Below are 20,600 nucleotides of genomic sequence, written 5' to 3'. Positions count from 1 at the left end.
AACCCCAGAAGAATATTCCTACATATTGCGCCTGTGAAAATTCTTGTACAGTGCCTGGCGGCATCGAGCTCTGCTTATGAAACTAAGGAACAGGAGCATTGCATAATTGCCCTGCCGCTTCAATTGAGCCGTGCGGCGTTAGCCGGGCAAGCTGTTGCAGGATAAATACCGGCGAAAAATCATTATCGATTTCTACCCAGAGCCGCACGCCAGAGCCTTCACGCCTGCGCCTGCCTCTCGCAACCCCGCGCCACTGCGAGCGCTTGCCGACGGATAACTATGCATCCTGCGCGGCCTGGCGACCCTACTACTATCGGTGGCCAAGCAACCATCGGCCGGATACGGCCCGGCGAGGCACTCGTGGCTCACAAGAAAATCACCCGTCCCAATCCGCTCGGCATCATCGCCCTGTTCACCGCAATGGTCGAGGCATCGGCCTTGGCGAGCTTGCCCTTTCTGGATGAAACCAGCCAGACCATTTATATATGGTTCCTGGTGGGCTTCCCAACTTTCCTGGCCATTCTTTTCTTTGCAACGCTCAACTTCAATCGACGGGCACTGTATTCCCCATCGGACTTCGAGAGCTCGGCGTATTTTCTGGAAAGTCTCGACAGCGAAGCGGACGCTTATAAGTACCGTGCCGACAATCGTATAAGTTTGGCGCACAACGATCTGCATATCATCGACGCCAGTACCTTGCATACCCGCGCGCGCATGGCAGCCCACCTTGAGCGCTTGGCCCATGTTCTGGAGGCGCGCAAACACCCCCGACCGCTGCTGATCGTGCTGGTAGGGCAGGTTCCACCGCCGCCCCTGTCCCATGCGCTGGCTGCGCGGTTGGCCGGCTTGCAATGCCAGGTAGCGGCACTGCAACCGAACCGGTTGAAGTGGACGGTGCTGTTGGGTTGATCCATAAAAAAACCCCGGTCGAGACCGGGGTTTCCAGGGCATGCCTGACTGCTGCAAGAACCGCTGCTGTCAGAACAGCTTGCGGCCCTTGTTCGCGGCAATGCGCATGCGCAAGGCGTTGAGCTTGATGAAACCTGCAGCGTCGGCCTGATTGTAGGCGCCGCCGTCTTCCTCGAAGGTCGCGATGTTGGCATCGAACAGCGAGTCGTCGGACTTGCGGCCGGTCACGATCACATTGCCCTTGTACAGCTTCAGGCGAACCACACCGTTCACGTTGACCTGCGACGCGTCGATCATCTGCTGCAGCATGAGGCGCTCCGGGCTCCACCAGTAGCCGGTGTAGATCAGGCTGGCATACTTGGGCATCAGCTCGTCTTTCAGGTGAGCGACTTCGCGGTCCAGGGTGATGGATTCGATGGCGCGGTGGGCGCGCAGCATGATCGTACCGCCTGGGGTTTCGTAGCAACCACGGGACTTCATCCCGACATAGCGGTTCTCGACGATGTCCAGGCGGCCGATGCCGTGCTCGCCGCCGATGCGGTTCAAGGTGGCCAGTACGGTGGCAGGTGTCATGTCGACGCCGTCCAGCGCGACGATGTCGCCGTTGCGGTAGGTCAGCTCCAGATACTGCGGGGTATCCGGGGCGTTCTCCGGCGAGACGGTCCAACGCCACATGTCTTCTTCGTGCTCGGTCCAGGTGTCTTCCAGCACGCCGCCTTCATAGGAGATGTGCAGCAGGTTGGCGTCCATCGAGTACGGCGACTTCTTCTTGCCGTGGCGCTCGATCGGAATGTTGTGCTTCTCGGCGTAGTCCATCAGCTTTTCACGGGAGAGCAGGTCCCACTCGCGCCATGGCGCGATGACCTTGACCCCAGGCTTGAGCGCATAGGCGCCCAGCTCGAAACGCACCTGGTCGTTGCCCTTGCCGGTGGCACCGTGCGAGATGGCGTCGGCGCCGGTTTCGTTGGCGATTTCGATCAAGCGCTTGGCAATCAGCGGCCGCGCGATGGAAGTGCCCAGCAGGTATTCACCTTCGTACACGGTGTTGGCACGGAACATCGGGAAGACGAAGTCGCGCACGAACTCTTCGCGCAGGTCGTCGATGTAGATTTCCTTGACGCCCATGGCCTGCGCCTTGGCGCGTGCCGGCTCGACCTCTTCGCCCTGGCCGAGGTCGGCAGTGAACGTCACTACTTCACAGTTATAAGTGTCCTGCAGCCACTTGAGGATCACCGAAGTGTCCAGGCCGCCGGAATACGCCAGAACGACCTTGTTTACGTCCGCCATGCCATCACTCCACGGGGTTCTACGGAAAGCCGTCGATTCTACCGCCCAAGGCCACGAATTTACAGGGGCGCGACAGCTTTGGTTGAACACGCGACAGTCACAACGGCTTGGCGGGGGGCTTGTCGGTGGCCAGCACGGCAGATGAATCGGCAGCAGGTGCGGCGCTCGGCGCTGCGGCGACACGGCTCAGCTCGATGCTCACGCGGCGATTACGCGCCCGGTTCGCAGCCGTGCTGTTGGTCACCAGCGGATAGCTCTCGCCATGGAAGCGCAGGGTGACCTGGCTCTCGTTCAGGCCATGAGCCAGCAGGTAGTCCTGCACGGCCATCGCCCGACGCCGGGACAAGTCGCGGTTCACCAGTCGATTGCCGCTGTTGTCCGAATGGCCGTCGAGTTGCACGTGATTGACGCTGGGATCGGCTTTCATGAAGGCCAAGAGCTTGTCCAGGCGCGCCTTGGCCGGTGCGTCGAGCTCGAGCCCGCGGGGAAAACCCACTTCGCTCAGGCGAATCTGGTCGTAGTTCATCGGCAGCAGTTTCGCCGCACACGCCTGGTATTCACCGAAGGCCTGGCCGAAGCGTGCCGACAGCAACCGGATCTCGACCGGTTGGCCGCTGCCGGATTGACTGCGCACCAGTGTCATGCGCCCCTCCAGCAGACCATTGATCAAGCCGCTGGCCTGGCTTTGCGAACTGGTCAACAAGGCTTCGCCATGGCCCAGGCGCACGCTGCCCAGGTTGATGTCGCCGCGACCTGGCTGCCATGGCGCCGCCGCTGCCAGGAGCGTGGCGGAGCCCGTGCCCAGCAGGCGACTGGCGGAAGTGAGCCTGAACACGGCCTGCTCGCCTGCGCGGCGCACGAACTCGGCCGACCCGAAATTGGCCACCGGCTGGCCCAGGCGGCACTCGAACTGATCACCAGCGACTTTCCACTCGACGTTCTCCAGACGGGTCTGGAAGTTCATCGCCAGGGCCGGAAGGCTGGCAAACACACTGAGCAGGGCAAGATAACGCTGGCGCACGACAGGCTCCACGGGTTCGATCGGGGTACTTCCAAGGTATCGGACATGGCCTGCAAAACTTGATAGCGGATGCCGTGGGCGGCGTTTTCCGGTAGCATTCGCGCGAGTTCGAACCGCCTGGAATCCCCAATGTCCGACCGCCTGACCCTTCTGCGTCCCGACGACTGGCACATCCATCTTCGTGATGGTGCCGTGCTGCCGCATACCGTGGCCGATGTATCGCGGATCTTCGCCCGCGCCATCGTCATGCCCAACCTGGTCCCGCCGGTGCGCACCGCCGCCGATGCCGACGCCTATCGCCAGCGCATCCTTGCCGCACGCCCTGCAGGCAGCGCCTTCGAACCGCTGATGACCTTGTACCTGACCGACCGCACCAGCGCCGCCGACATCCGTGCAGCCGCAGCGTGTGGATTCGTCAAGGCGGCCAAGATGTACCCGGCCGGAGCCACTACCAATTCCGATTCCGGGGTCACCAGCCTGGACAACATCACAGAGGCGCTCGAGGCCCTGAGTGAAGCAGGCATGCCCCTGCTGATCCACGGCGAGGTCACCCGCGGCGATGTCGACGTGTTCGACCGCGAGAAGATCTTCATCGACGAGCACATGCGCCGGCTGGTAGAGCGTTTCCCCACGCTCAAGGTCGTGTTCGAGCACATCACCACCGCCGAGGCCGCCGACTTCGTCAAGGCCGCTCCGGCCAATGTCGCTGCGACCATCACCCCCCAGCACCTGCTCTACAACCGCAACCACATGCTGGTGGGCGGGATCCGGCCGCACTTCTATTGCCTGCCGATCCTCAAGCGCAACACTCACCAGGTCGCCTTGCTCGACGCCGCTACAAGCGGCAGCGGCAAGTTCTTCCTGGGCACCGATTCCGCGCCCCATGCCCAGCATGCCAAGGAAGCGGCCTGCGGCTGCGCCGGTTGCTACAGCGCTTATGCGGGCATCGAGCTGTACGCCGAGGCGTTCGAGCAGCGCGGCGCGCTGGACAAGCTCGAAGGCTTCGCCAGCCTGCACGGCCCTGACTTCTACGGCCTGCCGCGCAACACCGACACCATTACCCTGGTCCGCGACGAGTGGACCGCCCCAACCAGCCTGCCATTCGGTGAGCAGGTCGTCATCCCGCTGCGCGCCGGTGAAAAACTGCGCTGGCGCCTGCTGGAGAAAGATGCGTGAGTGAAGACAACTACGACGACGAAGACACGGGCAGTTCAGGCACCGGCTCGCGCCATCCCATGGCCGCTCGATTTCGCGGCTACCTGCCGGTAGTCGTGGACGTCGAGACTGGCGGCTTCAACAGCGCCACCGATGCCCTGCTCGAGATCGCCGCGACGACCATCGGCATGGACGAGAAAGGCTTCGTGTTTCCCGACCACACCTACTTCTTCCGGGTCGAGCCTTTCGAGGGGGCCAATATCGAGGCCGCCGCGCTGGAGTTCACCGGAATCAAGCTGGACCATCCACTGCGCATGGCGGTCAGCGAAGAGACAGCGCTGACCGACATCTTTCGCGGCATCCGCAAGGCATTGAAAGCCAACGGCTGCAAGCGCGCGATTCTGGTCGGCCACAACAGCAGCTTCGACCTCGGCTTCCTCAACGCCGCCGTTGCGCGTACCGACATGAAGCGCAATCCGTTCCACCCGTTCTCGAGCTTCGATACCGCTACGCTGGCGGGCCTCGCTTACGGCCAGACCGTTCTGGCCAAGGCCTGCCAGGCAGCCGATATCGACTTCGATGGTCGTGAAGCCCACTCCGCGCGCTACGATACGGAGAAAACCGCCGAGCTGTTCTGCGGTATCGTCAACCGCTGGAAACAAATGGGCGGCTGGCAGGATTTCAACGACTGAACCCTTGCAACAGGGGCTGCCGGAAACGACCAGGGCCCCTGTCGCACCGTTCATCGCTTGCGCCAAACGTAGACGCGAGTTGCTTTGACAAGCATTCTCATTAACATTAGGATCGTCCGCACTGAAACCAACACAGCGGCGGTTCTTACGTATGTATGTCTGTCTTTGCCAGGGTGTCACCGATGGTCAGATTCGCGATGCGATCTATGAAGGCTGCTGCAGCTATCGTGACGTGCGCGAAACCCTCGGCGTAGCCACGCAGTGCGGTAAATGTGCCTGCCTTGCCAAGGAAGTGGTGCGCGATACCCTGACTCAAATCCAGACTGCCCAGGCGTCCACCCTGCCCTATCCGGTAGAATTTACACCGGCGTAAAACACCTCTATTGAAGAAACCGGGCCATGCCCGGTTTTTTTATGTCTGAAATACAACGACTTAGCAACAAACGCGGAACTCAGTCATTCTTATTCCGATTAATTTTCATATAGTATTCAATAACTTAGGTTTGACACGATCCCTGTCTGAGGCCAAACTTCACGCCATTACTTCAATACCCGCGCAGGCTCTCCGATCATGAAAGGCGATATCAGCGTCATCCAGCATCTCAACAGGATCCTCGGAAACGAGCTGGTCGCCATCAACCAATACTTCCTGCATGCCCGCATGTATGAAGACTGGGGCCTGAACAAGCTCGGCAAACACGAGTACAAGGCATCGATCCATGCCATGAAGTACGCCGACAAGCTGATCAAGCGCATTCTCTTCCTGGAAGGCATCCCCAACCTGCAGGAGCTGGGCAAGATTCTGATCGGCGAACACGCTGGCGAAATGCTCGCCTGCGACCTCAAGATCGAGTACAGGGGCCTGGCAGACCTGAAGGGCGCTATCGCTCACTGCGAAACCGCAGGCGACTTCGGTAGCCGTGAAATGCTCGAAGATATCCTGGAAGGCAAGGAAGAACAGATCGATTGGCTGGAGACTCAAGTGAGCCTCATCGACAAGGTCGGAATCGAGAACTACCTGCAGTCGAGCATGGGCGAGGAAGACTGAGTTCCACCCACCGCTGCTGCGAACCCATGAAAAAGCCCCGCGCTGTGTGAACAGGCGGGGCTTTTCACGTTCCTGGCCGGCCGCAAGGCCAGCCAAGCACGGGGTCAGGCGTCGGCTTTGGGCTGTGCAGCCTTGGCCGAGGCGTCCTTGACCAATGTCTGCAACTCACCGTTGGCGGCCATTTCGGCCACGATGTCGCTACCGCCTACCAGCTCACCGGCGACCCACAACTGAGGGAAGGTCGGCCAGTTGGCGTACTTGGGCAGGTTGGCGCGGATTTCCGGATTTTGCAGGATGTCGACGTAGGCGAACTTCTCGCCGCAGGCCATGATCGCCTGCGAAGCCTTGGCCGAAAAGCCGCACTGAGGCGCATTCGGCGAGCCTTTCATGTAAAGCAGGATCGTGTTGTTGGCAATCTGCTCTTTGATCGTTTCGATAATATCCATGGAGCACCTCGCTCGGCTTGTATATCCGACTCAGTGGTCGGCACGGTGAGCTATTGTAACGGAAAGCCGAGCGCAACGCTCGGGCTCTTGCAGCCCGCGGCGTTGTGATAAGGTCGACCGACTCAGTTCATCGGCAGGGACGGTGGCAGTGCCTGCAACTGGATTTCCAGAACCGTTTCGACTTCTTCCTGGGCCATATGCACACCGGTCAGCTCGCCGATGAGCCGCCAGTGGTCGTCCAGGCCGGTGCTGATGGTCGCCATGCGATCGATCATGTGCTTGCCCGCCGAGCGCGTGACCTCATCGGAACTGCGCAGCAGCTCGAACGACATCGAGGTCATGGACGCCGTCAGGTGGGTCAGGGTGCGGGCGGTCAGGCCGAGCAGCTCCAGCAGTTGTTGTTCTTTCGATTCCATTCCGCAAACTCCGTGTGTTTCCCAATACGCATTTATAACCCACGTCCGATGTTTAGGGAACGTCAGATGGTCGGGCGAAACATCCGGAGATCGAAACCCGTGGAAACTTGTGCACACGGGTTAAAACTTCAGCGGCTATTGGTAAAAGGCGACAGTTCCTTATAGGATGGCGCCTTCCCTTATTTCGTCGCCCCGTGCGGCTTTCGCCGCAGGTCTCACTCGTTTTTCCGAAAAACCTGTTTTCGAGTACCTGCGGTCCGTTTCAAAAGGTAGTCAATGATGAGCGCAAGGCACTTTCTCTCCCTTATGGATTGCACGCCCGAAGAGCTAATCAGCATCATTCGTCGCGGTGTCGAGCTCAAGGACCTGCGTCAGCGCAGCGTCCTGTTCGAACCGTTGAAGAACCGCGTCCTGGGCATGATCTTCGAGAAGTCCTCGACTCGTACGCGCCTGTCCTTCGAAGCCGGCATGATCCAGCTGGGCGGCCAGGCGATCTTTCTGTCCCCACGCGACACGCAACTGGGCCGTGGCGAGTCCATCGGCGACTGTGCCATCGTCATGTCGCGCATGCTCGATGCGGTGATGATCCGCACCTTCGCTCACCAGACACTGACCGAGTTCGCCGCCAATTCGCGGGTACCGGTGATCAACGGGCTGTCCGACGACCTGCACCCGTGCCAACTGCTGGCCGACATGCAGACCTTTCTCGAACACCGCGGCGCCATCCAGGGCAAAACAGTGGCCTGGATCGGTGACGGCAACAATATGTGCCACAGCTATATAGAAGCGGCGATTCAATTCGACTTCCAACTACGCATCGCCTGCCCTGAAGGTTTCGAGCCCGACCCACGCTTCGTGGCCATGGCGCCTGAGCGCGTCAGTGTGGTCCGCGATCCGCGCGAAGCCGTGCGTGGTGCCCATCTGGTCAGCACCGATGTCTGGACCTCCATGGGGCAGGAAGAGGAAACCGCGCGCCGCTTGAAACTGTTCAAGCCCTACCAGGTGACCCGTGAGCTGCTGGATCTGGCGGCGGACGATGCGCTGTTCATGCATTGCCTGCCTGCGCACCGTGGCGAGGAGATCAGCCATGACGTGCTCGACGACCCACGCGCCGTGGCCTGGGACCAGGCCGAGAATCGCCTGCATGCGCAGAAAGCCTTGCTGGAATTTCTCGTCGCTCCCGGCTATCGCCCTGAATGAGTGCCGCATTGCTGCTCGAACTGCGCAATCTGGCCTGTGGCTACGGCGCCCAACGTGTGGTGCAGAACCTCAACCTGCACCTGAACGCGGGCGACATCGGCTGCTTGCTCGGCTCCTCCGGGTGCGGCAAGACCACGACCCTGCGCGCCATCGCCGGCTTCGAGCCGGTCCATGAAGGTGAGATCAGGCTCGATGGCGAGGTCATTTCCCGGCCCGGCCATACCCTGGCTCCGGAAAAGCGCCGAATCGGCATGGTCTTCCAGGACTATGCACTGTTCCCCCACTTGACCGTGGCCCAGAACATCGCCTTCGGCATCCGCAAGCACCCCCGGCAGGCACAGGTGATCGGCGACATGCTCGAACTGGTCAACCTCGGTGGCCTGGACGCGCGCTATCCCCATGAGCTTTCGGGCGGCCAGCAGCAGCGTGTCGCGTTGGCCCGGGCACTGGCGCCGGAGCCGCAGTTGTTGCTGCTGGACGAGCCGTTCTCCAACCTCGACGTCGAACTGCGCCGTCGCCTGAGCCATGAGGTGCGCGACATCCTCAAGTGCCGCGGCACCAGTGCCATTCTGGTAACCCACGACCAGGAAGAAGCCTTCGCCGTGAGTGACCATGTCGGTGTGTTCAAGGAAGGTCGGCTGGAGCAGTGGGATACGCCGTACAACCTGTATCACGAACCGGCCACGCCGTTCGTGGCCAGCTTCATCGGCCAGGGTTATTTCATTCGCGGCCAACTGCTTGATCCGGACACCGTGACCACGGAGCTGGGCGCCTTGCGCGGCAACCGTGCCTACACCTGGCCTACCGGCAGCGCGGTCGACCTGCTTTTGCGGCCCGACGACATCGTTCATGCCCCGGACAGCGCGCTCAGGGCCCGCATTGTCGGCAAGAGTTTCCAGGGTGCGGCGACCCTGTACCGTTTGCAGCTGCCTACCGGCAGCCAGCTGGAAGCCGTGTTCCCCAGCCACCTGGATTACCCGCCGGGCGCGGAAGTGGGCATTCAGGTCGCTGCCGATCATCTGGTGCTGTTTCCCGCAGCAGGCAGCGTACCGGTGCTCAACGAGCCGCAGCGACACGCCTGAAGCAACCGGCAAATCCCAGGCAATAAAAAAGGGCGCTCCACCAAGCGCCCTTTCTTCTACAGCTTCAAGCGTTATTGCAGACGGGTCTGCGCGGATGCGTTGATCGGGATGCGCTTGGCCTTGGCCTCTTCGGGCACGACACGCAGCAGGTCGATGTTGAGCAAACCGTTGTTCAACGCCGCAGCCTTGACCTCGATATGGTCGGCGAGGCGGAACGACAGCTTGAACGCGCGCTGGGCGATGCCTTGGTGCAGGTAGGTCACGCCGGTGGTCTCGGCGTCGCGCTTGCCGCCGCTGACGGTCAGAACGCCCTTCTCGACTTGCAGCTCCAGGTCTTCTTCCTGGAAGCCTGCAGCAGCGATGACGATCCGGTACTGATCATCGGCGTGCTTTTCGACGTTGTAGGGTGGGTAGCTGCTGGCCGACTCGTTGCGTGCGGCAGACTCGAACAGATCGTTGAAGCGATCGAAGCCCACGGAGTGGCGGAACAGTGGAGCAAGGGAAAATGCAGTAGCCATGTGTTTCTCCTGAATCTCAGCGAGTGATTGTCTCCGCGACCCGAATTCGGCATCGCGTAATCCATAGATAGGGACCAGCCAAACGCTTTCAAGAGCTTCCAGGAAAATTTTCTTTCGCAGTGCGAAGATTTTCTTCGTTACCTGCTGACTCGCTAGCCCGGCTGCAGCAGGCGTTCGACGGCCTCACAATCCTGTTCGCGGCGCACCAGGGTGAACAGCTCGGTCGCTTCGGGGTAGGTGCGGGTCAGCATGGCCAGCCACTGCTTGAGCCGGCCCGGCGCCTGACGTGGCGTGAGTTGCGCACGGGCCTGGCGCCAGAACTCGCGGATCAATGGCAGCAGTTGGGCCCAGGTCATGTCAGGCAGCTCGATGCCCTGCTCCGCAGCGGCGATCTGCCGCGCCAGATCGGGCTTGGACACCAGCCCACGACCGAGCATGAAGTCCTTGGCACCGCTGACTTCACGGCAGCGCCTCCAGTCGGCGACGGTCCAGATGTCACCGTTGGCGTAGACCGGCACCTTCACCACGTCCTGTACCTTGGCGACCCATTCCCAGTGTGCCGGGGGCTTGTAACCGTCGACCTTGGTCCGCGCATGCACCACAAGGACCTCGGCCCCACCTTCGGCCAGCGCCGTGGCGCATTCGATGGCGCTGTCGGGCGTATCGAAACCCAGCCGCATCTTCGCCGTCACCGGAATGTGCGCGGGGACCGTGGCGCGCACTTCGCGCAGGATGCGGTGGAGCAACTCCGGCTCCTTGAGCAGTACGGCGCCGCCTCGGGACTTGTTCACCGTCTTGGCCGGACAGCCGAAATTCAGATCGATCACCGGCGCTCCCAGGGTGCAGGCGAAAGCGGCGTTGTCGGCCAGCGCCACCGGGTCCGAGCCGAGCAGCTGCACGCGCAGCGGCACGCCTGCGCGCGTCTTGGCACCGACAAGCAGCTCAGGCCCGAACTTGTGGTAGTAGGCGGCGGTAAGCACGCGTTCGTTGACGCGGATGAACTCGGTGACGCACCAGTCGATGCCACCGACCTGGGTCAGGACGTCGCGCAGGATATCGTCGACCAAGCCTTCCATGGGCGCCAAGGCTAATTGCATGAGGGGGTTCTCGAACAGCGTGCTTGAAAGGCTGCGGATTCTAGCAGAAAGGCCATGTAGCAATGGTAACGCTAGGGCTCGATGGCTATCGCTGCACCATACCCTTCGAGGAACTGCGCCGGCATGCGCTTGGGCTTGCCGCTGGACAGCTCGATGCACACGAACGTGGTGCTGGCCCGCAACAGTACTGCGCCGTCACGTGGCCGCAACAGCTGGAATTGGCGAGTCATTTTCAGGCGTCGGTCCCAATCGAGAATCCAGGTCCCCAACTCCAGTTCATCACCTTCACGGGCGCTGGCCAGGTAGTCGATTTCATGACGGACCACAGCCATGGCGCGGTCTAGCTGCCGATAGGTCGCAAGATCCAGGCCCAGGTGTTGTGAATGCTGCCAGGCACAACGCTCGAGCCAGGTCACGTAGACGGCGTTGTTGGCGTGTCCGAGGCCGTCGATGTCGTCGGGCTGGACTTTGAGGGCGATGACGAAGGGGGTGGGCCGATCCCAGTTCATGGGCGCTCCTGGAGAATTAGGAACAGGCGGATATGGCGAGGGCAGAAAAACAAAAGGCTCATTCAATAATCGAATGAGCCTTATAAGTCCCGCAGAGCGGGTAATCGTGGCGTCCCCTAGGGGACTCGAACCCCTGTTACCGCCGTGAAAGGGCGGTGTCCTAGGCCACTAGACGAAGGGGACGCAAAACCTTCAGTCGAGCTCGCTAACGCGAACTCTGGCAAATTGGTGGAGCTAAACGGGATCGAACCGTTGACCTCTTGCATGCCATGCAAGCGCTCTCCCAGCTGAGCTATAGCCCCGAATTTATCGCCCTGCGGCGGAATACCGACTTCACTCGATATTTCTTTACAACTGGCGTCCCCTAGGGGACTCGAACCCCTGTTACCGCCGTGAAAGGGCGGTGTCCTAGGCCACTAGACGAAGGGGACATACCTTCTACCAAGATCAGTCTGGAACTGATCGGCTCATTGTCAACCTGCGACATCAAGCCTGGAATTTGGTGGAGCTAAACGGGATCGAACCGTTGACCTCTTGCATGCCATGCAAGCGCTCTCCCAGCTGAGCTATAGCCCCAAACAGTGTGTTGCTGTGTGGACGGGGCGCATATTAAGACGACCTCGCCAGGGTGTCAAACTTATTTTCAGAATTATTTGGAAGTTTTTTATCGCGATTACAGGGACTTACCGGTTTTGCTGGGTTTCGTCGAAGAGCGACGCGGCTTGCGCCGCTGCTACGGGGATCGTGGTGCATCGGATGCACCCTGGCCCGCGATCTTTTGTAGCAGCGGCGCGAGCCGCGTCGGGGGTCAGGCGATGGCGGCCAGGAGCTTTTCCCATTCCTTGTTTTCTTTCTTGGAAACACCGCCGAGCAGGTCCAGGGCCTGGCGCAGACGGAAGCGGGTCAGGTCGGGGCCGAGGATTTCCATGGCGTCCAAGACCGACACCGAACTGGCTTGCCCGGTGATCGCGGCGAACATCAGGGGCATGGCGTCGCGCAGCTTCAATCCGAGCGACTCGACCACGGCCTGGATGGTCGCGGTGATGCGCTCCTTGTCCCACTGGCGCAGGCTTTCCAGCTTCCAGAGGATCAACTGCATCAACTGCCGCACCTGGTCGGCAGAAAGCTTTTTGCTCTCGAACAGCCGCGCATCCAGCTGCAGCCCACCGGCGAAGAAGAAGCCACCCAGCGGAACGATCTGGCTGAAGGTCTCTACCCTGCCCTGCACGTGCGGCGCGATCTTCATCATGTAGTCGGGATTGAAGGCCCACTGCTGCACCCGTGCGGCGAACTCCTGTACCGGGAGCTCGCGCAACCACTGGCCGTTGAGCCACGAGAGCTTCTCGATATCGAAGATCGGACCGCCCAAGGAAACCCGGGAGAGATCGAAGTGCTCGACCATTTCGGCGAGGGAGAACTTCTCGCGCTCGTCGGGCATTGACCAGCCCATGCGGCCCAGATAGTTGAGCATGGCCTCGGGCATGAAGCCCATGCGCTCGTAGAAGGTCACCGAGGTCGGGTTCTTGCGTTTGGACAGCTTGCTCTTGTCCGGATTGCGCAGCAGCGGCATATAGCACAGCGCCGGTTGCTCCCAGCCGAAGTATTCGTAAAGCTTCATCAGCTTGGGCGCCGACGGCAGCCATTCTTCGCCGCGCAGCACGTGGGTAATGCCCATCAGGTGGTCGTCGACCACGTTGGCCAGGAAATAGGTGGGCAGGCCGTCGGTTTTCATCAGGACCTGCATGTCCATGCGGTCCCACGGGATTTCAACGTCGCCGCGCAGCATGTCGGGAACCACGCAGACGCCTTCGGTGGGGACCTTCATGCGGATGACGTGGGGTTCGCCAGCGGCCAGGCGGCGCTGGACTTCCTCGGCCGACAGCAACAACGCGCGGCCATCGTAGCGAGGGGTCTCGCCACGGGCGGTCTGTTCGGCGCGCATCTGGTCGAGTTCTTCGGCGGTGCAGAAGCACGGGAACGCGTGGCCCATGTCGACCAGTTGCTGGGCGTATTGCTTGTAGATGTCGCCCCGCTCGCTCTGCCGGTACGGACCATGTGGGCCGCCTACGTCGGGGCCTTCGCTCCATTCGATGCCGAGCCAGCGCAGGGCGTCGAAGATCTGCTGTTCGGATTCGCGGGTCGAGCGCAGTTGGTCGGTGTCTTCGATGCGCAGGATGAATTCGCCGCCATGCTGTTTGGCAAAGCAATAGTTGAACAGGGCGATGTAGGCCGTGCCGACATGGGGGTCGCCGGTGGGCGATGGGGCGATACGCGTACGAACGGTCATTGAGGGTCTCGAGCAGGTTGAATCGAAACGCCGATGTTAGCAGGGCTTGGGGGGCAGGCTCCAGAATCGTGTGGCGAGGGTATTGGTGCTCGACTTGGGAACGGTGGTGCGGCCTTCGCGGCCGGTGACCGCTCCCACAGGTCGTATGCTTGCAGATGCCTTGTGGGAGCGGTCATCGGCCGCGAAGGGGAGCGGCTCGGGGTCAGACCTTGAGCAGGCGTTCGCGCAGCTTGCCGATTTCGTCGCGCATCTGCGCGGCGGCTTCGAATTCCAGGTCGCGGGCCAACTGGTACATTTTCTCTTCCAACTGCTTGATGCGCTTGGTGATCTCACTCGGCGAGCGCAGCTCGTTCTCGTAGCGCGCATTTTCCTCGGCGGCTTTGGCCATGCCCTTGCGCTTCTTGCTGCGCGAGCCGGGCACGGTGGCGCCTTCCATGATATCGGCGACGTCCTTGACCACGCCCTTGGGCACGATGCCGTGGGCTTCGTTGAAGGCGATCTGCTTTTCGCGACGACGCTCGGTCTCGCCGATGGCGCGCTCCATCGAGCCGGTCATGCGATCGGCGTAAAGGATGGCGCGGCCATTGAGGTTTCGCGCGGCGCGGCCGATGGTCTGGATCAATGAGCGATCGGAGCGCAGGAAACCTTCCTTGTCGGCATCCAGAATGGCCACCAGCGACACCTCGGGCATGTCCAGGCCTTCGCGCAGCAAGTTGATCCCTACGATCACATCGAACGCGCCGAGGCGCAGGTCGCGAATGATCTCGACACGCTCGACGGTATCGATGTCCGAGTGCAGGTAACGCACGCGTACATCGTGGTCGGCCAAGTAGTCGGTCAGGTCCTCGGCCATGCGCTTGGTCAGCACGGTGACCAGGATGCGATCGTCGGTGGCGACGCGCTTGCGGATCTCCGACAACAGATCGTCCACCTGGGTCAACGCGGGCCGCACTTCCACCTGAGGATCGACCAGGCCGGTGGGCCGTACCACCTGCTCGATGATGCGCCCGGCGTGTTCAGCCTCGTAATTGCCGGGCGTGGCCGAGACGAAAATGGTCTGCGGGCTCACCCCTTCCCATTCGTCGAAACGCATGGGTCGGTTGTCCAGCGCCGAGGGCAGGCGGAAGCCGTACTCGACCAGGGTCTCCTTGCGCGAGCGGTCGCCCTTGTACATCGCGCCCACTTGGGGAACGCTGACGTGGGACTCGTCGATCACCAGCAAGGCGTCGGCCGGCAGGTAGTCATAGAGCGTGGGTGGTGCCGCGCCGGACGGACGCCCGGACAGGTAGCGCGAATAGTTTTCGATGCCGTTGCAATAGCCCAGCTCCAGGATCATCTCCAGATCGAAGCGCGTACGTTGCTCCAGCCGCTGGGCTTCGACCAGCTTGTTCTTGTCGCGGAAGTAATCCAGACGATCCTTGAGTTCTTCCTTGATACCTTCTACCGCGCCCAGCAACGTCTCGCGCGGGGTCACGTAGTGACTCTTGGGGTAGAAGGTAAAGCGCGGAAGCTTGCGCGTGACTTCACCGGTCAGTGGATCGAAGGCAGCAATGTTCTCGACCTCGTCGTCGAACAATTCGATACGGATGGCTTCCAGATCGGATTCGGCAGGAAATATATCGATGACGTCGCCGCGTACGCGGAATGTGGCGCGGGCAAAGTCCATCTCGTTGCGGGTGTATTGCAGGTCGGCGAGCCGGCGCAGCAGCGCGCGCTGGTCGAGCTTGTCGCCGCGATCCACGTGCAGGACCATTTTCAGATAGGTTTCAGGGCTGCCCAGACCGTAGATGCACGACACGGTGGTGACGATGATGGCGTCCTTGCGCTCGAGCAACGCCTTGGTCGCGGACAAGCGCATCTGCTCGATGTGGTCGTTGATCGAGGAATCCTTCTCGATGAAGGTGTCCGACGACGGCACGTACGCTTCGGGCTGGTAGTAGTCGTAGTAGGAGACGAAATATTCGACCGCGTTGTTCGGGAAGAACGCCTTGAACTCGCCATACAGCTGAGCCGCCAAGGTCTTGTTCGGCGCCAGCACCAGTGTGGGACGCTGGACCTGGGCAATCACGTTGGCGATGCTGAACGTCTTGCCCGACCCGGTTACCCCCAGCAAGGTCTGGTGCGCCAGGCCCGCCTCGATACCCTCCACCATCAGGCGAATGGCTTCCGGCTGGTCGCCGGCCGGCTCGAATCGGGTAACCAGTTGAAACTCGGACATGCCACACCTCGTGAGTCGCCACAGCCGGACTTTTCCGACTGTATTTATAGACAGTACTTAACCCTAATTGGCGCTTGTTACCAAGAGTTTCAAGGGTGTGACCCTGGACCTTCGATAAACACGGGACCAATGGTCGAAAAATATTCGGTAAAAAGCGGTAAAACCAAGTGCAACCAGTCGCCCCATCCGCCAAGCGTCTTTATACTCGACCCTCAGTCGTGCACCGCTTTGCGCCGAATGGGTGAAGCGTGTCTCTCCTCCCTTCACTCCCGATCAGAGCCAAGGTAAAAATGAGCCTGTTTTCCGCTGTCGAATTGGCACCCCGCGATCCTATCCTGGGCCTCAACGAAGCATTCAACGCCGATACCCGCACCGACAAGGTGAATCTGGGCGTTGGCGTGTACTGCAACGAAGAAGGGCGAATTCCCCTGCTGCGCGCGGTGATCGAAGCCGAAGCCCAGCGCGTTGCACAGCACGCTGCCCGTGGGTACCTGCCAATCGACGGTATCGCGGCTTACGACAAGGCCGTACAGACCTTGATATTCGGTGACCAGTCGCCGTTGCTGGCAGCAGGCCGCGTGGTCACCACCCAAGCCGTCGGTGGCACCGGCGCGCTGAAGATCGGGGCGGATCTGCTCAAGCAACTGTCGCCCGATGCCGTGGTCGCGATCAGCGATCCGAGCTGGGAAAACCATCGCGCCCTGTTCGAAACCGCCGGTTTCGGCGTGCAGAACTATCGCTACTATGATGCGACCAGCAACGACGTGAACCGTTCAGGCATGCTCGAAGACCTCGACGTCCTGCCCGCCGGTTCCATCGTTGTGCTGCATGCCTGCTGCCACAACCCGACCGGCGTAGACCTCAGTGCATCCGACTGGGTCAACGTGCTGGAGGTGGTCAAGCGCAAGGGCCACGTGCCGTTCCTCGACATGGCTTACCAGGGTTTTGGCGACGGCATCCATGAAGACGCCGCGGCCGTGCGCCTGTTTGCCGAGTCGGGCCTGAGCTTCTTCGTTTCCAGCTCGTTCTCCAAATCGTTCTCGTTGTACGGCGAGCGTGTCGGCGCCTTGTCGATCGTCACCCAGTCGAGCGACGAGAGCACTCGCGTGCTGTCGCAGATCAAGCGCGTCATTCGTACCAACTATTCCAATCCGCCGACCCACGGCGCGATGATCGTTGCCAATGTGCTCAACAGCCCTGAGCTGCGCGCCATGTGGGAAGCCGAGCTGGGCGAGATGCGCCAGCGCATTTGCGGCATGCGCCTGCAAATGGTCGAGGGGCTGGCGGCACAGGGTGCGAACCGTGATTTCGGTTTCGTCGCCCGTCAGGCCGGCATGTTTTCCTATTCGGGGCTGAGCGCCGAACAGGTCGCTCGCCTGCGCAACGAGTTCGGCATCTACGCGCTGGACACCGGGCGCATCTGCGTAGCCGCGTTGAACCAGCGCAACATCGATGGCGTGATCAAGGCCATTGTTGCGGTGCTGTAGGTTCTTTGCTTAGGGGAGGCTTGACTTCCCCTTAGCAATCAGTAACATACGCAGCAGATTCCGCGATAGCTCAGTTGGTAGAGCAAATGACTGTTAATCATTGGGTCCCTGGTTCGAGTCCAGGTCGTGGAGCCAAATACTGAAAGAAAGCCCCTCATTGCAGGGGCTTTTTTTTGCCTGCACGGTGGCCTTCGTGCAGTGCGCCTCACCGCCTTTGCCTTCGAACTTTCCCCTGCCCTGCCCGATCATAACAACACACCCATTACCTGGCCACCTGCCATGGACCTAGTCGTCGCGCGTCCCGAAGGCCTGTATTGCACCGCCGGAGATTTCTATATCGACCCGTGGCGGCCCGTCGAGCGTTCGGTGATCACTCACGGCCACGGCGACCACGCGCGTACTGGCAATGAACATTATCTGGCCGCCGCGCCCGGCGAAGGCATATTGCGTACTCGCCTGGGCCAGGACATCAATCTGCAACTGCTCGAGTACGGGGAGGTCCTGCAGCACAACGGCGTGACGCTGAGTTTTCATCCGGCCGGACACGTGCTGGGCTCTGCTCAGGTCCGCCTGGAATACAAGGGTGAAGTCTGGGTGGCTTCGGGTGACTACAAGGTCGAACCAGACGGTACCTGCGCGCCCTTCGAGCCGGTGCGCTGCCATACCTTCATCACCGAATCGACCTTCGGTCTGCCGATCTATCGCTGGCAGCCACAGGCCGAGATCTTCGAAGAAGTGAATCAGTGGTGGCGTGCCAATGCCGAGCAAGGCAAAGCCAGCGTGCTGTTCGCCTATGCCTTTGGCAAGGCCCAGCGGTTGCTGCACGGCATCGATGCCAGCATCGGCCCGATCCTGGCCCATGGTTCGGTGGAGCCGCTCAATAGGGTCTACCGCGATGCCGGCGTCTACATTCCGGAAACCCAGTACGCCGGCGACTTCAAGAAAACCGACCCGGCGTTGCGCAATGCGTTGATCATCGCTCCGCCATCAGCCGGTGGCAGTACCTGGATGCGCCGCTTCGGCGAATACAGCGATGCATTCGCCAGTGGCTGGATGCGCCTGCGCGGCACCCGTCGGCGCCGCGGCGTGGACCGTGGCTTCGTGCTATCCGACCATGCCGACTGGCCGGGCCTGTTGTGGGCCATCGAGCAGACCGAGGCCGAGCGGGTCATGGTCACCCACGGTTCGGTGGAAGTGCTGGTGCGCTACCTGCGCGACATCGGTCTGGATGCGCAGGGGTTCACCACCGAATACGGTGACGAAGAGGAACCTCAGGAGGCCGCGTCTTGAAAGCGTTTGCGCAGTTGTATGCCAATCTGGACGAAACCACTTCGACCAATGCCAAGCGTCAGTTTCTGGAAGACTACTTCCGTCAGGCACAGCCAGCCGACGCGGCCTGGGCGGTGTACTTCCTGTCCGGTGGCCGCCCGCGCCAACTGGTGCCGACCAAGGTGTTGCGCGAGCTGGCGGTGAAGCTGGCGAACGTGCCCGAATGGTTGTTCGAAGAAAGCTATCAGGCCGTGGGCGATCTGGCGGAGACGTTCTCGCTGTTGCTGCCCGAAGCCGAACAGACCAGCGACGAAGGCCTGGCCTGGTGGCTGGAAAACGCCCTGTTGCCCTTGCGCGGCCTGCCACCCGAAGAGCTGCACGAGCGCCTGCCACCGTTGTGGGCCCAGTTGGATCGGGCCAGCCTGATGCTTTGTCTGAAATTGATTACAGGCAGCTTCCGCGTTGGCGTTTCGAAACTGCTGGTGACCCGAGCGCTGGCGCAGATGGCCGGTCTGGACAGCAAGCGTGTAGCGCAGCGCCTGGTGGGCTATACCGACCTGTCGCACCGCCCTGTCGCGGACAGCTACCTCAAGCTGATCGCTGAGGAATCCACGGACGAGCACGCGCAGCGTGGTGGCCAGCCCTACCCGTTCTTCCTCGCCCACTCGCTGCAACAGCCGGTCGATCAGTTCGACACGTTGCTGGGCCCCAGCAGTGACTGGCAGGTGGAATGGAAATGGGATGGCATCCGCGCCCAATTGGTGAAGCGTGACGGACGCCTGTGGATCTGGTCGCGAGGCGAGGAGCTGGTGTCGGACCGGTTTCCGGAACTGCACGCTTTGACGGCAAGCCTGCCCGACGGCACGGTCATCGATGGCGAGATCGTGGTCTGGAAGACACCGCCACCGACGGATGTGGCGCCCGAGGATTTCAGCTTGGACGACGCATCGAGCCCCTCGGAGGATGCACCGGCCGTTCAACCGTTTGCCCTGCTGCAACAGCGAATCGGCCGCAAGACTTTGAGCAAGAAGATCCTCGAAGAGATTCCCGTGGTGGTACTCGCCTATGACCTGCTCGAATGGCAGGGTGAAGACTGGCGCAGTCGTCCGCAACACGAACGTCGCACACAGATGGAACAGGTCATCGCGCAAGCGGCCGATCCGGTACTGCGTCCATCGCCGGTATTGACCGGCGAAGACTGGCTGGATCTGAGCCGACAGCGTGAGGCATCACGGGCGCTGGGTGTGGAAGGCATGATGCTCAAGGCGCGCGATTCACTGTATGGCGTGGGCCGGACCAAGGACATGGGCACCTGGTGGAAGTGGAAGGTGGACCCCTTCAGCGTCGACGCGGTTTTGATCTATGCCCAGGCCGGCCATGGGCGCCGGGCCAGTCTGTACAGCGACTACACGTTTGCCGTGTGGGACGGGCCACCCGGAGCATCGGAGCGGACCCTGGTGCCCTTCGCCAAGGCCTATTCGGGGTTGACCGACGAAGAGATGCGCAAGGTCGATGCCATCGTGCGCAAGACCACTGTGGAGAAATTCGGCCCGGTGCGCAGCGTGACGCCCACGCTGGTCTTCGAACTCGGGTTCGAAGGCATTGCGCTGTCCAAGCGCCACAAGAGCGGCATTGCCGTGCGCTTTCCGCGCATGCTGCGCTGGCGGCACGACAAACCAGTGGCCGAAGCCGACAGCCTGGCGACCTTGCAGGACCTGCTGGCCTGACGCATTCGAATGCACCGCTCAGGTGCATTTTTTTGCCATGGATTATTTCAGGGCATTGCTGTACCAATGGCAAGCGCTCTGAGTCGGCTGCTGCGCATAAGCTTGCCGGTGGGCTTTGGCAAAGTTGCAACCAGGCGACACAACCTTGCTCAGGTCGGTCGGCACTGGGACTATGGTGCGGAAATTGCTGTCAAAATGATATCTGGCCCTCGCCGGTAACGTACATCGCCCT

19 protein-coding genes and 5 tRNA genes are annotated in these 20,600 nt (G+C 61.3%); 11 read left to right on the top strand and 13 right to left on the bottom strand.

The window, feature by feature from the left end:
* Nucleotides 1-360: 360 nt before the first annotated feature.
* Entirely contained in the window at nucleotides 361-909 is a 549-nt protein-coding gene (locus tag LT40_RS20895; protein WP_148308514.1) for a hypothetical protein, read from the top strand.
* A gap of 69 nt (nucleotides 910-978) precedes the next feature.
* On the opposite strand, the gene LT40_RS05360 is transcribed toward LT40_RS20895, so the two are convergent.
* Together LT40_RS05360 and LT40_RS05355 are read right to left on the bottom strand one after the other, a co-directional pair.
* Nucleotides 979-2,196: an argininosuccinate synthase gene (locus LT40_RS05360; protein WP_043187317.1), complete on the bottom strand. Its 1,218-nt coding sequence runs from the start codon at nucleotides 2,194-2,196 to the stop codon at nucleotides 979-981.
* A gap of 97 nt (nucleotides 2,197-2,293) precedes the next feature.
* On the bottom strand, nucleotides 2,294-3,217 hold the full coding sequence (locus LT40_RS05355) for a flagellar protein MotY (protein ID WP_043187315.1): 924 nt from the start codon (nucleotides 3,215-3,217) through the stop codon (nucleotides 2,294-2,296).
* Between the two features lie 129 nt (nucleotides 3,218-3,346).
* On the opposite strand from LT40_RS05355, the gene pyrC reads away from it, so the two are divergent.
* The 4 genes from pyrC to bfr all read left to right on the top strand — a co-directional run bounded on the left by pyrC (nucleotide 3,347) and on the right by bfr (nucleotide 6,112).
* Entirely contained in the window at nucleotides 3,347-4,393 is a 1,047-nt protein-coding gene (pyrC, locus tag LT40_RS05350) for a dihydroorotase (RefSeq protein ID WP_043187313.1), read from the top strand.
* A complete protein-coding gene (gene rnt, locus LT40_RS05345; RefSeq protein ID WP_043187311.1) occupies nucleotides 4,390-5,064 on the top strand; it encodes a ribonuclease T in 675 nt (224 codons plus the stop codon). The genes pyrC and rnt overlap by 4 nt, the downstream gene beginning before the upstream one ends.
* 151 nt (nucleotides 5,065-5,215) lie before the next feature.
* Nucleotides 5,216-5,437 carry a bacterioferritin-associated ferredoxin gene (locus tag LT40_RS05340; RefSeq protein WP_043187308.1) on the top strand — a complete coding sequence of 74 codons (222 nt, stop codon included), beginning with the start codon at nucleotides 5,216-5,218 and terminating at the stop codon, nucleotides 5,435-5,437.
* A gap of 198 nt (nucleotides 5,438-5,635) precedes the next feature.
* Complete coding sequence (gene bfr, locus LT40_RS05335; RefSeq protein ID WP_043187306.1) at nucleotides 5,636-6,112, top strand: bacterioferritin; 477 nt, start codon at nucleotides 5,636-5,638, stop codon at nucleotides 6,110-6,112.
* A gap of 104 nt (nucleotides 6,113-6,216) precedes the next feature.
* Here the strand turns inward: bfr and grxD are convergent, their stop codons facing one another.
* Together grxD and LT40_RS05325 are read right to left on the bottom strand one after the other, a co-directional pair.
* Complete coding sequence (grxD, locus tag LT40_RS05330) at nucleotides 6,217-6,558, bottom strand: Grx4 family monothiol glutaredoxin (protein ID WP_043187303.1); 342 nt, start codon at nucleotides 6,556-6,558, stop codon at nucleotides 6,217-6,219.
* 122 nt (nucleotides 6,559-6,680) lie between these two features.
* Complete coding sequence (locus LT40_RS05325; RefSeq protein WP_043187301.1) at nucleotides 6,681-6,974, bottom strand: hypothetical protein; 294 nt, start codon at nucleotides 6,972-6,974, stop codon at nucleotides 6,681-6,683.
* Nucleotides 6,975-7,253: 279 nt separating this feature from the next.
* On the opposite strand from LT40_RS05325, the gene argF reads away from it, so the two are divergent.
* Together argF and LT40_RS05315 are read left to right on the top strand one after the other, a co-directional pair.
* Nucleotides 7,254-8,174 (top strand): ornithine carbamoyltransferase, encoded by a 921-nt coding sequence (argF, locus tag LT40_RS05320; protein WP_043187298.1) that lies wholly within the window; start codon nucleotides 7,254-7,256, stop codon nucleotides 8,172-8,174.
* Complete coding sequence (locus tag LT40_RS05315; RefSeq protein ID WP_043187295.1) at nucleotides 8,171-9,256, top strand: ABC transporter ATP-binding protein; 1,086 nt, start codon at nucleotides 8,171-8,173, stop codon at nucleotides 9,254-9,256. Before argF ends, LT40_RS05315 begins: the two co-directional genes overlap by 4 nt.
* A gap of 71 nt (nucleotides 9,257-9,327) precedes the next feature.
* Here the strand turns inward: LT40_RS05315 and LT40_RS05310 are convergent, their stop codons facing one another.
* From LT40_RS05310 to uvrB, 9 genes are all read right to left on the bottom strand, one after another.
* Nucleotides 9,328-9,774 (bottom strand): Hsp20 family protein, encoded by a 447-nt coding sequence (locus LT40_RS05310; RefSeq protein ID WP_043187292.1) that lies wholly within the window; start codon nucleotides 9,772-9,774, stop codon nucleotides 9,328-9,330.
* A 152-nt stretch (nucleotides 9,775-9,926) separates the two neighbouring features.
* Nucleotides 9,927-10,871 carry a tRNA dihydrouridine synthase gene (locus LT40_RS05305; RefSeq protein WP_043187289.1) on the bottom strand — a complete coding sequence of 315 codons (945 nt, stop codon included), beginning with the start codon at nucleotides 10,869-10,871 and terminating at the stop codon, nucleotides 9,927-9,929.
* 71 nt (nucleotides 10,872-10,942) lie between these two features.
* Nucleotides 10,943-11,380 (bottom strand): acyl-CoA thioesterase, encoded by a 438-nt coding sequence (locus LT40_RS05300; RefSeq protein WP_043187287.1) that lies wholly within the window; start codon nucleotides 11,378-11,380, stop codon nucleotides 10,943-10,945.
* 107 nt (nucleotides 11,381-11,487) lie between these two features.
* Nucleotides 11,488-11,563 (bottom strand) — tRNA-Glu (locus tag LT40_RS05295).
* A 43-nt stretch (nucleotides 11,564-11,606) separates the two neighbouring features.
* A tRNA-Ala gene (locus LT40_RS05290) sits at nucleotides 11,607-11,682 on the bottom strand.
* Nucleotides 11,683-11,735: 53 nt separating this feature from the next.
* Nucleotides 11,736-11,811: transfer RNA gene (locus LT40_RS05285), tRNA-Glu, on the bottom strand.
* Nucleotides 11,812-11,880: 69 nt separating this feature from the next.
* Nucleotides 11,881-11,956, bottom strand: a tRNA-Ala gene (locus LT40_RS05280).
* A 232-nt stretch (nucleotides 11,957-12,188) separates the two neighbouring features.
* Nucleotides 12,189-13,667 carry a glutamate--tRNA ligase gene (gene gltX / locus LT40_RS05275; protein ID WP_043187284.1) on the bottom strand — a complete coding sequence of 493 codons (1,479 nt, stop codon included), beginning with the start codon at nucleotides 13,665-13,667 and terminating at the stop codon, nucleotides 12,189-12,191.
* Nucleotides 13,668-13,869: 202 nt separating this feature from the next.
* The gene (gene uvrB, locus LT40_RS05270; protein WP_043187280.1) at nucleotides 13,870-15,885 is read right to left on the bottom strand and encodes an excinuclease ABC subunit UvrB; all 2,016 of its coding nucleotides are present in this window, start codon (nucleotides 15,883-15,885) and stop codon (nucleotides 13,870-13,872) included.
* Nucleotides 15,886-16,175: 290 nt separating this feature from the next.
* Between uvrB and LT40_RS05265 the strand changes: the two genes are divergently transcribed.
* The 4 genes from LT40_RS05265 to LT40_RS05250 all read left to right on the top strand — a co-directional run bounded on the left by LT40_RS05265 (nucleotide 16,176) and on the right by LT40_RS05250 (nucleotide 20,368).
* The gene (locus LT40_RS05265; protein ID WP_043187277.1) at nucleotides 16,176-17,372 is read left to right on the top strand and encodes an amino acid aminotransferase; all 1,197 of its coding nucleotides are present in this window, start codon (nucleotides 16,176-16,178) and stop codon (nucleotides 17,370-17,372) included.
* 59 nt (nucleotides 17,373-17,431) lie between these two features.
* A tRNA-Asn gene (locus LT40_RS05260) sits at nucleotides 17,432-17,507 on the top strand.
* A 144-nt stretch (nucleotides 17,508-17,651) separates the two neighbouring features.
* Nucleotides 17,652-18,662 (top strand): ligase-associated DNA damage response exonuclease, encoded by a 1,011-nt coding sequence (locus LT40_RS05255; protein WP_043187275.1) that lies wholly within the window; start codon nucleotides 17,652-17,654, stop codon nucleotides 18,660-18,662.
* Nucleotides 18,659-20,368: an ATP-dependent DNA ligase gene (locus LT40_RS05250; protein WP_043187273.1), complete on the top strand. Its 1,710-nt coding sequence runs from the start codon at nucleotides 18,659-18,661 to the stop codon at nucleotides 20,366-20,368. The genes LT40_RS05255 and LT40_RS05250 overlap by 4 nt, the downstream gene beginning before the upstream one ends.
* Nucleotides 20,369-20,600: the final 232 nt, after the last annotated feature.

This window comes from Pseudomonas rhizosphaerae (assembly GCF_000761155.1).
Classification (GTDB): domain Bacteria; phylum Pseudomonadota; class Gammaproteobacteria; order Pseudomonadales; family Pseudomonadaceae; genus Aquipseudomonas; species Aquipseudomonas rhizosphaerae.
This window is presented reverse-complemented; position numbering and strand designations above follow the sequence as displayed.